This is a genomic window from Halosimplex rubrum, from assembly GCF_013415885.1.
Classification (GTDB): Archaea; Halobacteriota; Halobacteria; order Halobacteriales; family Haloarculaceae; genus Halosimplex; species Halosimplex rubrum.
In genome coordinates, this window is record NZ_CP058910.1 from 894022 (window position 1) to 905814 (window position 11793).

Annotated in this window: 12 protein-coding genes; 7 read left to right on the forward strand and 5 right to left on the reverse strand. The window is 70.6% G+C overall.

The genetic code is table 11. The features are described 5' to 3' along the window. From HZS55_RS04465 to HZS55_RS04485, 5 genes are all read right to left on the reverse strand, one after another. Window positions 1-777, reverse strand: a complete 777-nt coding sequence (locus tag HZS55_RS04465; protein ID WP_179910539.1) for a PHP domain-containing protein — start codon at window positions 775-777, stop codon at window positions 1-3. Then, the gene (locus HZS55_RS04470; protein ID WP_179910540.1) at window positions 777-1514 is read right to left on the reverse strand and encodes a 2-phosphosulfolactate phosphatase; all 738 of its coding nucleotides are present in this window, start codon (window positions 1512-1514) and stop codon (window positions 777-779) included. Before HZS55_RS04470 ends, HZS55_RS04465 begins: the two co-directional genes overlap by 1 nt. Window positions 1515-1603: 89 nt before the next feature. Then, entirely contained in the window at window positions 1604-2296 is a 693-nt protein-coding gene (locus HZS55_RS04475) for a rhamnogalacturonan acetylesterase (RefSeq protein ID WP_179910541.1), read from the reverse strand. 68 nt (window positions 2297-2364) lie between these two features. Continuing rightward, a complete protein-coding gene (gene lipA / locus HZS55_RS04480) occupies window positions 2365-3297 on the reverse strand; it encodes a lipoyl synthase (protein ID WP_179910542.1) in 933 nt (310 codons plus the stop codon). A gap of 62 nt (window positions 3298-3359) precedes the next feature. Next, window positions 3360-4502: a M48 family metallopeptidase gene (locus HZS55_RS04485; protein ID WP_179910543.1), complete on the reverse strand. Its 1143-nt coding sequence runs from the start codon at window positions 4500-4502 to the stop codon at window positions 3360-3362. Window positions 4503-4608: 106 nt separating this feature from the next. On the opposite strand from HZS55_RS04485, the gene HZS55_RS04490 reads away from it, so the two are divergent. From HZS55_RS04490 to HZS55_RS04520, 7 genes are all read left to right on the forward strand, one after another. Continuing rightward, complete coding sequence (locus HZS55_RS04490; protein ID WP_179910544.1) at window positions 4609-6003, forward strand: MATE family efflux transporter; 1395 nt, start codon at window positions 4609-4611, stop codon at window positions 6001-6003. A gap of 128 nt (window positions 6004-6131) precedes the next feature. Continuing rightward, on the forward strand, window positions 6132-8480 hold the full coding sequence (locus tag HZS55_RS04495; protein WP_179911789.1) for a DEAD/DEAH box helicase: 2349 nt from the start codon (window positions 6132-6134) through the stop codon (window positions 8478-8480). 408 nt (window positions 8481-8888) lie between these two features. Next, window positions 8889-9137 (forward strand): hypothetical protein, encoded by a 249-nt coding sequence (locus tag HZS55_RS04500; protein ID WP_179910545.1) that lies wholly within the window; start codon window positions 8889-8891, stop codon window positions 9135-9137. A gap of 189 nt (window positions 9138-9326) precedes the next feature. Beyond that, window positions 9327-10157, forward strand: a complete 831-nt coding sequence (locus HZS55_RS04505; RefSeq protein WP_179910546.1) for a transcriptional regulator FilR1 domain-containing protein — start codon at window positions 9327-9329, stop codon at window positions 10155-10157. Beyond that, window positions 10157-10810, forward strand: a complete 654-nt coding sequence (locus tag HZS55_RS04510; RefSeq protein ID WP_179910547.1) for a hypothetical protein — start codon at window positions 10157-10159, stop codon at window positions 10808-10810. Before HZS55_RS04505 ends, HZS55_RS04510 begins: the two co-directional genes overlap by 1 nt. A 168-nt stretch (window positions 10811-10978) precedes the next feature. Beyond that, the gene (locus HZS55_RS04515; protein ID WP_179910548.1) at window positions 10979-11428 is read left to right on the forward strand and encodes a hypothetical protein; all 450 of its coding nucleotides are present in this window, start codon (window positions 10979-10981) and stop codon (window positions 11426-11428) included. Then, window positions 11425-11721, forward strand: coding sequence for a hypothetical protein (locus tag HZS55_RS04520; RefSeq protein ID WP_179910549.1), 297 nt, complete (start codon window positions 11425-11427; stop codon window positions 11719-11721). Before HZS55_RS04515 ends, HZS55_RS04520 begins: the two co-directional genes overlap by 4 nt. Window positions 11722-11793: the final 72 nt, after the last annotated feature.

An 11793-nucleotide genomic window follows, 5' to 3' on the forward strand; every position in this document is an offset into this window, starting at 1 on the left:
CTACTGTACGACCGTTTTCGGTTCGAACTCCGTCAGCGGAACGTCGTGGGCTTCGACGACCTCGCGGAGCGCCGGCACGCGCCGCTCGATCTCTCTCGGCGAGTGGCTGTCGGTGCCCAGGACGAAGCGCACGTCCCGGTCCAGAAACGCGTCGAGCATCGCGGGGTCCGGATGCGCGCGCCCGAGCGAGTCGTGGACGCGGCCGGCGTTGATCTCGGGGACCGTCTCCGAGTCGGCCAGGGCCGCGGCGACCCGCTCGTAGTCCGACCGGCGGGCGTGGCCGCGCAACGGCGCCATCCGCTCGGGTAGGTCGAGGTGGCCGAGCACGTCGAACAGCTCCGAGTCGACCGCCGCGACGACGGCGTCGAAGTAGCGCTCGACGGCCGCCCGCCGTTCCGCCTCGCTCGCGTCGGCGTACCCCGAGGCGGTCGTGTAGTCGTACTCGCCGGCGAAGTGGACGCTCCCGATCGTGTAGTCGAACTCGGCCGCGGCGAGCAAGTCGGCCGTCTCGGCCTCCGCGTCGGCGACGTAACTCACTTCGGCGGCGTCGTAGACCGTGAGGTCGGTCCGCGGGCGGAACCGCTCGATCGCCTCGCGGCGGCGCTCGTAGGTCTCGACGAGGTCGTAGCGCTCGCGGCGGCCGAACTCGTCGTCGACGACGATGCAGTGGTCGGTGAACCCCACGGCGTCCAGGCCCGCCGCCTCGGCCGCGCGGCACATCTCGGGGAGCGGCGACCCGTCCGAGTAGGTCGTGTGAGCGTGCAGGTCGGCGCGCATTACTCCTCGCTTACGTCGTGGAGCCGCTGGCCCTCGAGCGTTGGGACGACCGCGCTCTCGCTGAACCGCAGATCGTACTCGACGAGGTCGTTCAGCCGGATGTCGGCCTTCTGTTCGTACTTGGGCGCTTTGCCGAGCTTGGCGACCTGGCGGTAGAGCGCTCGCTCCTCGTCGGTCGGCGCCTCGCCGTAGACGTGGCGACCGATGACGACGGCGCCGACGGTGTCCTCGGGAGAGGGCTTGCCCTTCGAGCCCGCGGCGACCATGTAGGTCGGCTTCTCCGCGCCGTCGAGGTGGTCGGCCACCGCGCGGGCGTTGGCGAGGGTGCCGACGTACACGTCCACGTCGTCGCCGCCGCCCAGCCGGAGGTCCGTCACCGCGGCGCCGCCGTTGGTCGAGGTGAGCGCGGTCGGGCGGCCGGTCACGTCGGTGTCGTTCACCCACGTCGGGGAGTTGAAGAAGTCGTAGCCCTCGGTGGGGGTGTAGTCGTCGCTGGAGCCGCCGCCGATCCGCGCCTCGGGGTGGGCCTCCTTGAACGCGTGTTCGTCGCCGCGCTCCTCGGTGACGTGGACGTACTCGGCGCCGTTTTCGAACAGTTCGACGACGGTCGTCGAGAAGTGGGTCACGTCGATGACGACGTAGTTCCCCGCAGGCGGCTCCTCGGGGATCCGGGCCCGCGAGGGCAGGATGCGGTCGGTGAGTCGGTCCTCGATGTCGGTGTCGGCGAGCGACGCCATACCCCTGCCCGCGCGGACCGGACGGAAGCCCCTTGCTAAGAGCCCTATTGTCGGGAACCGTCGGGTCCGGACCGGTATTGAGCCCTCGGTCACCGACCGTCGCGGTCGACGCGGGCGGCCAGACCCAGGTCGAGCGCCTCGACCCCATCGAGTATCAGCTCGGCCATCCGGCGTGCGCCGCGCTCGCTGAAGTGCGTGTCGTCGGCCACGCCGTCGGGGTAGTTGGGGTGTTCGCCCGGCGGGAGGTGGTTGTAGAGGGGCTTCGACCCCTCGGGCCCCAGGTCGGCCAGGAGCGCCCGGCTCCGCTCGTCCGCGTCGATCAGCGCCACGTCGCGGTCCCGCGCGACCTCCCGCGTCAGCGCCGCGTAGTCGTGATGGGTGTCCTCGGGCTCGCCCGCCTCGTCGAAGTGCCGCCGCGCGATGGGCGTGAGCAACACGGGCGTCGCCCCGCGGTCGCGCGTCTCCGCGACGAACTGTTCGAGGTTGGCGACGAACGCCGACTCGGTCGTGTACTGCTCTTTCGAGGGGACCTCGTCGTTGTGGCCGAACTGCACGAACACGTAGTGGGTCTCGGTCAGACCGTCCACCACGGGGTCCCAGCGCCCCTCTTCGAGGAAGGTGCGGGTGCTACGCCCGTTGCGGGCGTGGTTGGCCACCGTCACCGAGTCGTCGAAACGCTCGGCGAACGGCGTCCCCCAGCCCGTCTCGGGGCGTTCGTCCGGATCTTTCTCCGCTGCGGTGGAGTCCCCGATCAGGTGGACGGTGGTCGAGTCGGACGGCATTTCCGTATCCGAAGTCCGACCGGGATATACGCGCGTCGGTTCCGCGCCGCTCGGCGGGATGACGGCCGTCAGTCGCCGCCGGCTCGCGCCTCGGCGCGGGCCCGCTCGACGCTCTCGCCCTCGCGGGCTAGGGCGTCGACGAACAGCTCGCCGGCCCGATAGGACGACCGGACCATCGGGCCGGCGGCGCAGTAGAGAAAGTCCAGTTCCTCCTCGGCGACCCGCCGCCAGGTGTCGAAGGCGTCGGGGTGGACGTACTCGCTGACCTCCAGGTGTGAGCGGGAGGGCTGGAGGTACTGGCCGAGCGTCACCACGTCGACGCCGACGCTTCGGAGGTCGGCGAGGGTCTGGTACACCTCGTGGTCGTACTCGCCGACGCCGAGCATGAGGCTGGTCTTGACGTACGAGTCGGACTCGCGGGCGGCCTGCCGGAGGACCGACAGCGACTGCTCGTAGCCCGCGCGTCGGTCCCGCACGGGCCACTGCAGGCGGTCGACCGTCTCGACGTTGTGCGCGAACACGTCCGGTTCGGCGTCCAGCACTCTCCGGACGAGTCGCTCCTCGCCCCGGAAGTCCGGCACGAGCGCCTCGACGAGGGTACCGGGATTGCGCTCCTCGATCGCCTCGATGGTCCGGGCGAAGTGGCCGGCACCCTGGTCGGGCAGGTCGTCCCGATCCACCGAGGTCAGGACCACGTAGTCCAGGCCGATCTCGGCGACGGCGTCGGCCACCTGCTCGGGTTCCTCGTGGTCGAGGGCGTCCATCCCGCCGGTCTCGACGTCGCAGAAGTTACAGCCCCGCGAGCAGCGGTCGCCCATCAGCATGAACGTGGCCGTTCCGGGGCCGTCGCGACCGGACCAGCACTCCCCGAGGTTCGGACAGTTGGCCTCCTCGCAGACCGTGTTGAGGTCGCGCTCACGGAGGCTCTCCTTGATGTCCGTGAAGCGCTCGCCCGACGGCGGCCGGGTCTTCAGCCACTCGGGCTTGCGGGCGCGACTCATTGGTGGGGGTTGGGTTCGGTCGGGCAAAAGCCTGGGGAGTTGGACCGGGCGTCGAACGAGGCTCAGCCGACCCGCGACCCCGGAGAACCCGGCGACCGCCCCCGCAGCCACTCGATCCGGTCGGCGAGGGGCGGGTGATACGAGAGCAACCGCGCCGGTCCGCCGCCCTCGACGATGTAGCGGCGGTCTGCCAGCACCTCCAGCGCACCGGCGAGGGCGGCCCCGCTCACCACCTCGGCGGCGTAGGCGTCGGCCTGTTCCTCCGTCCGGCGGACGACCCAGGCGAGGGCGACGGCGAACGGCGGCGTCCCGGCGAGGACCGCGACCAGTGCGGCGTCGGGCGCCACGCTCGCGGCGCCGAGGGCGGCCCCGGCGGCGACGGCGACCAGCAGGTACCGCAGGAGGACGTGCCCGCCCGCGTGGTGGCCGACCTCGTGGGCGACGACGGCGCGCAACTCGTCGCCGTCGAGGGTGTCGAACAGCGACTCGGTGAGGAAGACGTACTCGGCGCCCGGGACGATTCCGGCGGCGACGGCGCTGCCGAGGCGGGTGCGGTCGTCGACGACCCGCAGGCGAATGCCGTCGGGGAGGGCGGCGTCGACGGCCGCCCGCTCGGCGTCGGTCGGCCAGCGGGTCCGCAGTCCGACGACGAGCGCGAACGGCGCCAGCGCCGTCGCGACCAGCCCGAGGCCGACCGCGGCGACGACGCGAGGCCAGCCGGCGGGGACCAGCGCGATGACTCCCGCGGCCAGCAGGACCCCCGCGAAGCCGACCCCGTCGCGTTCGAGTTCCCAGGCGGCGGCGTCGCGGTAGCGGACGCGGAAGCCGCGGACCGCGCGGCGGTACGGGACCGTGGCAAGGCGCGCCGCGAGCGCGACGACGACGACCGGGAGCACGTAGGCGGCGACCGCGGCGACCACGCCGACGACCGCGCCCGCGGTCGGACTCACCGCCGCCGCGACCTCGGCGGTCGCGTCGGCCTGGACCGTTCGAGCGAGGCCGGACAGGCGGGTGCAGACGGCGGTGACCGCGGCGCCGACCAGGACGCCGCGGCGTCGCAGGCGGCCGAGCGCGGCGGCCGTCTCGGCGTCGTCCGCCGGCCCCTCGTAGGCCGACCGGCCCCGCCAGCGGACCGCCGCGCCGACGGTGATCGCGACGACGACCTGGAGGGCGACCGCCACCGGCGGGGTAAGGGAGGGACTCACGCGCGGACCGACGACCCCGACCGACAAAATGTCACCGAACGGTCCCGTAGATCGTTCAACACCTAAATACAAATATTTAACATGTATGGGGGCGAGACAGTGTGGTATGTTCGACGTGACGCGCGACGACATCGTCGGGGGATCCCTGTCGCGCGCGCTCGTGGTGCTGGCGGCGCCGCTGGTCGCCCAGAACTTCGCGCTGGTGGCCCAGTCGGTCGTCGACCTGTTCTGGGTCGGCCGCCTCGGGGGGACCGCGGTCGCGGCGGTCGGGCTCGCGACGGTCGTCGTCGGGCTGTTGACCGTCCCGCTCCGGGCGTTTTTCACCGGGAGCCAGGTGGTCACCTCCCAGCGAGTGGGTGCGGACGAGACCGAGGCCGCGCGCCGGGTCCCGTTCACCGCCGCGGTCTGTGCGATGGCCGTCGCGGCGGTGATCGGCGCGGCGCTCGTCGTCGGGGCGGACGCGGTCGCGGCGCTGTTCACCGACGACGCCGCGGTGGCGTCGGCGACCGCCGGCTACCTCACCGCCTACGCGCTGGCGCTGGTGACGACCGCGGCGAGCGACACGCTGGAGAGCGGCTTCACCGGCTGGGGGGACACGACGGCGGCGCTGTACGTCAACCTCACCGCTATCGTCGTCAACGTCGTCCTCGACCCGCTGTTGATCCTCGGCTGGTGGGTGTTCCCGCGGCTCGAACTGTTCGGCGCGGCGCTGGCGACGGCTATCGGCTACGGCGCCGGGGCGCTGCTGGCCGTCGCGCTCGCCGCGCGCGGTCGCGAGAGGTTCCGGCTGACCCGCGACGCGGTCCGCCCGCGTCTGGAGGCGGCCCGCGCCGTCCTCGACGTGGGGCTGCCCATCGCCGGCCAGTACGGCGGTCGGCAGGTCGCGCGGGTCGGCGTGATCGGTATCGTCTCCGCCGTCGGCGGGCCGGCCGCCCTCGCGGCGTACCACATCGGGTCGCAGGTCGCCACCGTCGCGTTCGTCCCCGCGCAGGGACTCGCCCAGGCCGCGACCAGCGTCGTCGGGCAGAACCTCGGGGCGGAGCAGCCCGCCCGCGCCCGCCGCGCGACCTGGGTCGGCGCCGCCATCGCGGCGGTCGGCCTCACAGTCTTCGGCGCGGTGCAGTGGGTCGTCCCCGCGCCCATCGCGCACGTGTTCGTGCCCGACCTCTCCGGGCAGGCCCTGGAGTACTCCGTCCTCTACCTCCAGATCCTCGCCTACGGCTACTGGGCGCTGGGGGTCATCTACACGGTCGAGGCCGGCTTCAACGGCGCCGGCAACACGGACGTGAGCATGTACTCGACGCTCGCGCAGTACTGGGCGGTCCGCCTGCCGGTAGCGGCGGTCGGCGCGTACGTCCTCGATCTGGGCGTCGCCGCGGTCTTCTGGGGGGTCACGCTGTCGAACGTCGCCGCGGCGCTGTGGCTGGCCGGCTACTTCTACCGGTCGACCGACGGCGGGATGTTGGTCCGTGCGGCCGACGACGCCGCGGCGTCGGACTGAGCGGGGGCGGCCGCTCCGGTCGCCGCGCGGCCGCCGCGACCGACTACTTTCAGTGCGCCATAGAAACGCATATGGCGGCGGGGCCCCCGGTTTCGTTCGTGTCACGGCACGCCGACGGCGAGACGGAACTGGCGGTGTCGGAGGTGCTGCCCGACTACGCCGGGGCCTTTCCCTTCGAGCGATTCAACGCGATGCAGTGCGAGGTGCTGCCGGCCCTGCTCGACTCCACGGAGAACGTCGTCGTCAGCGCGCCGACCGCCAGCGGCAAGACCGCCCTCGCGGAGGTGGCCATCTGCGAGGCGCTCGACGCCGACGGGACCGCCCTCTTTCTCGCCCCCTTGCGCGCGCTCACCAACGAGAAGGAGAGCGAGTGGGAGCGATTCGAGGACCTGGGGTATTCGGTCTACGTCGTCACCGGCGAGCGCGACCTGAACCCGCGCCGCGCCGAGCGGGCCGACATCCTCGTGATGACTCCCGAGAAGGCCGATTCGGCCACCCGGAAACACGACTCGCCGCGCTACTCCTTTATCACCGACGTGGACTGTTGCGTCATCGACGAGGTCCACCTGCTCGACTCGGAGAAGCGCGGGTCCGTGCTGGAAGTGACGGTGTCGCGCCTGCGTCGCCTCTGCGATCCCCGCGTGGTCGCCCTGTCGGCGACGATGCCGAACGTCGACGACGTGGCCGGGTGGCTCGACGCCCCCGCCGACAACACCTTCGAGTTCGGCGACGACTACCGACCGGTCCCGCTGCACGCCGACGTGCGGACCTACGCCCACGGCGACAACGCCTTCGCCGACAAGTACCGCCGCCTGTATCGCGCGCTCGACATCGCCGAGCCGCACATCCGCGACGAGGGCCAGGCGCTCGTGTTCGTCTCCTCGCGCCAGGACACCGTCCAGGCCGCCAAGAAATCCAGAGACGAGATCGTCGAGCGCGACATTCCCATGGGCGCCCGCGGCGACTACGACTTCCACAACGACGCCGCCGAGCTCTCGAACGACACGCTCAGGCAGTCGGTGCTCGACGGCGTCGGCTTCCACCACGCCGGCCTCTCGAAGGAGGACAAGAACCTCGTCGAGCAGTGGTTCAAGGAGGGGAAACTCCAGTTGCTGTTCTCGACCTCGACGCTCGCGTGGGGGGTGAACCTCCCGGCGCGCTGCGTCGTGATCCGCGACACCAAGCTTCACGACCCGCTGGAGGGCGAGGTGGACATGAGCCCGCTGGACGTGCTCCAGATGCTCGGCCGCGCCGGCCGGCCGGGCTACGACGACAAGGGCTACGCCTGGGTCGTCTGTGACTCCTCGGACGCCGACAAGTACCGCGCGTTGCTCCGGGACGGCAAGGAGATCGAGTCGCGGCTGGCCGAGGATCTCGACGCCCACCTCAACGCCGAGATCGCGCTGGGGACGGTGGGCGACATCGAGGACGTGATGGACTGGCTGGAGACGACGTTCTACTACGTGCGCGCGGCGAGCGCCCCCGACGAGTACGCCTCCGAGAGCGCGCTGCGCGAGCGCGTCAGCGACACGCTGCGCTCGCTCGTGGCCCGCGGGTTCGTCGAACGGGAGAACATGCGCCTCGAACCCACGCCGCTCGGACGGCTCGCCTCGAAGTTCTACCTGCGGCTCGACACCGCCCGGGAGTTCGCCGACCTGGCCGAGCAGGCGGAGGAAGACGACGCTCGCCTCGACCAGGACGGGATCCTGCGGGCCATCGCGACCGCGGCGGAGTTCGACAGCGTCAGCGCCCGGTCGGACGAGCGCGACGCCGTCGCCGCCGTCCTCGGCGAGACCGACGACCTGGATCCCGGCGGCCGGAAGGTGCTGGCGATCCTCGAATCGCGGATGCGCGGGACGACGCCCGGCGAGTTGCAGAGCGACGCGTGGGTGATCACCCAGAACGCGCTGCGCCTGCTCGCCGCGCTCCGGGCCTTCCTCGACCGGCTGGCCGGCCCCGCGGCCGCGAACCTCGCCTGCCGCATCGAGGCGCGCATCGAGGACGGCATCAGCGACGACGCGGTCGGGCTCACCGCCATCGACGGCGTCGGCTCCGGCCGGGCGAGCAAACTGGCCGCCGAGGGGATCACGACGCCGGCCGACGTGCGCGAGGCGGGCGTCTCGGGGCTACACGCCGCCGGCCTCTCCGAGGGCGTCGCCGAGCGCGTCGTCGACAGCGCCGGCGAGCTCCCCAACGTCGTCGTCGAGTGGGGCGAGTTCCCCGACAGCGTCGCCGCCGGCGAGAACGACATGCGGGAGGTGACCGTCCGGAACGTCGGCGGCGACGCCCGCGCGGGCCTGCGCGTCACGGTCAACGGGGTCGAGATGGCGACCAGGAACCGCTATCTCGGCGAGGCCGACCTTCCCGTGGGCGTCTTCGGCGGGAACGCCGACGAGCTGGAGTACGCGATCGAAGTCGCGTTCCCGGAACTCCCGCTCCACCCCGTCGTCGAGACGCGCTCGGTCCGCGTCGAGTGAACGACGGCCCGACGCGACCGCCGCCGGCGCCACGCGACTCGTCGACCGGCGGCACCGCCGACCGCGCACCGCCTCCCGAGCGCGCGCTCGCCTCTCCGGCCGCGCGCACCACTCCCCCGGCCGCGCGCACCGGCCCGGTCGCCCCGCCGAGTCGCCCCTCTTTCGACCCGAGACGTGGGGCGAATCGGCGTCCGTCGAAAATATACCCACGCTGTCTATTTTCCACTTAGATCCGGTTCTAAATCTTCTAACCGATTCTCGAACGGTACTAAAACGTTAGGGAGCCAACTGAAAGGTCGGTTCGGGGGCGGATAAAACGGGCCGTCGGGGAGAAACGACGCGAAATCACGCTAGCGGTCGTTCCTTTATATGGGGTAGTCGATGCAAGTGGGAGGTAGGTGACGAACAATGTCCAACGCCTCCCCGTTCCGTCGGTCCACTCCCGAACTCCCCTCGACTACCGGTGTACAGCGCCTCCAGTCGTTCGCGGTCGGTTCGGCCCAGTTCGCCGGCTTCTGGTCGGCCGTCGTCCTCCCGTTCGCGATGCTCGCCCTGATCGTCTCGGGGTCGGTCGTCCAGCAGGTCCCGCTGTTCGTCGGGCTGTTGCTCGCGAACGTCGCCGCGCTCCGCGTCGGACACGGCCACAAGCAGGACTGACCTCGCCCGTCCGACCGACTGCGCCCACCGCGGTCCCCGCGGTCACCTGCCCGTTCCTCCGCCGACTGCTCTCCTCGTCCCCGACCGATTCGACCACGCGACCACACCGACGAGGCGGCCAGAATCCCGCGTTCAATCGTTGTACGTGGGCAAATCATTTGAACGAGGAGTGGAAACGGTGGGACCGACATGCCTGACGAAAGCGACGTGAAGGCCGTTCTCGATCAACTGAACAGTCTCACGCAGTCTCGGGTCAAATTTCAGATTCTCCTCGACGCCGCCGACGGCCTCGACGCGGACGCGGTCACCGAAGCGTACCCCGGAGTCCCGTACACGAACAAGAGCAAGAAAGACGAGCTGAAAAAGGAGGGGCTCGTCCGCGAGGACGACGGGGAGATAACCCTGACCCAGCGGGGGAGACACATCGAGCGCTCGCTGCGGACCCTCTTCGACGAGTTCCTCATCGACAACCGAGTTCGACCGTTCTTTCGGTCGATCGAGTGCGACGACGAGTACGTCCCGGACGTGACGCACTTCGCGCAGGACGCGACGATCCACCGGGAGTCCGACGACCTCGACCTCACCGTGAAAAACCGGTACAAGGAGTGTCTCCGGGAATCCGAGACGCTCCGGGAGCTGTTGCCGTTCCCGCTGGGGCTGCGGCAACCGACCGAGGCGGAACTGGTCACCGACGACGCGTTCGACGCGGAGTACGTCCTCAGCGACGATTTCTTCTCCGATATCACCAACAACGCTCACTACCAGCAGCGGATGTACGACTACGCCGCCGACGGGACCGTCTCGTGGTACGTCGCCTCGGAGTTGCCGTACATGCTCAGCGTCTTCGACGACAGGGTGCTGTTCATCACCCAGAACGGGCGACTCAAGATCGCCCTCGAATCGGCCGACGAGGACATCGTCGACTGGGCGCGCGAGCGGTACCGAACGATTCGAGAGGCGGCGGCCGAACTCGACCTCGCAAGCGAGAACGGGGGCGTCCGTATCGAGCGGACAGAGTGATGAGCGCGGACGCCGACCACTTCCCCCGCGACCCCCGTCGGACGCTCCTCGTCGACAACGTCCGCGTCGCGACCGAGGTCGACTTCCTGGTCCCGCCGGCTGAGGCGTTCGCGACGGTCGAGTGGATCGACGAGCGGGCGGAGACGGACGACGGGTTCGGTGCCGCGGTCCGCGAACTGGACGACGAGGGGCTGGTCCGGTTCTACACCTCCGGGATGGTCGACTGCATCGACGTCGACGATCCGGTCGGAGCCTGCACCGCGCTCGGGTCGGTGGTCGAACGGCTCCGCGAGTCGGGCGTGGTCGGCGGGAGACGGTACGACCGCCGGATATCCAACATGTCGGCGAGGGCGGTTCTGGGCGTCCCGGTCCGGTTGAACAGGCTCTATCACGTGCTCCCCGTCCCGAAAGGCGACGTACAGCCGCCGGACGAGGGGTCGAACTCCCTCGACGTCGTCGTAGAGAGCGACGCCGTTCCCACCGAGCGGTACAACGACGAGCGCGACCTCGATTCGATGACGATGCGCGTCTCCGTGTTCGGCACCGGCACGATCCAGATCAAGGGGGCCAGACACCCCGATATGCTCGAGTGGGCGGTCTCTCTCGTCGCCGAGTCGGTGACCCCGGAGTGTCTCGGCGCCGACGCTCGGTGACGGACGTGACCGCACGGTTCGCTTCGCTCGGCTACCTCCGCCTCGGCTAGGGGGGTTTGGATCCAGGACCCGCTAGGTGACGGAGGGGTCGACGGAACTGAGCCGGGGCGGGATCGAACCGTCCGCGATCCGAGCACACGCAGCGACCGCGCCCCTATCTTCGTCCGTATGTCCGAGACGCGTACACTCGAACGGCACGAAGGCGCGGTTCGCGTCGCCGGCGCGGACGACCTGTCGTCGGAGGCGGTCGCCGAACTGCTGGCGTTACAGTCTCGAAAGGAGCGGCTCGAGGCCCGAATCGACGACATCCGTCGGGAGCGGAGCCTCCAGGCCGACTGTATCGGCGAACTGAAGTTTCAGGGCGAGGACGCGGCGGTTCGGACCCACGAGGAGCGGATGGCGACGCTGGGCGAGGAGCTGACGGCCGTCCGGGAGCGGCTGGAGACCGTCGAGACGGAGATCGACCGGACGCTGGCCGCAGTGGTGGACGCCCGCGAGCGGGCCGGGCGTCGACGAGGGGTCGAGGGCTCCGACGACAGTGCCGACGCTACCGACGACAATGCCGACGGGGCGGTCGACGCGCCCGACGAGGACTCGGGGGGGCCGTCGGCCCGATGAGCCGAGACGTCGCGAGCGAACTGGCCGCCGAGCACGGTGACGACTACTCGGGCGCGCAACTGCGAGCGGTCGAGGCGGTGATCGAGAACAAACTGGACGGGGACCGCTCCGGCGAGGCGATCGACCTCGAACCGGGACCCGAATCGGTCGTGGTCGTGCGCTTCGACGGCGAGCGGTACTACGCAGACCCGGACAACGAGTACTGCATGAACCACGGTGTCAGGGCCGGGAACGCCCCGCCGGAAGCGGAGACGACCGACGGACGCGGGGAGACGAACTACGGCGTTCGATGAGTCCGCCGCGCCGGTCGTCTCCCGCCTGCATCCGGGTGCGGTGGCACCGCGTCCGCGGATTTCCGGCCGCGA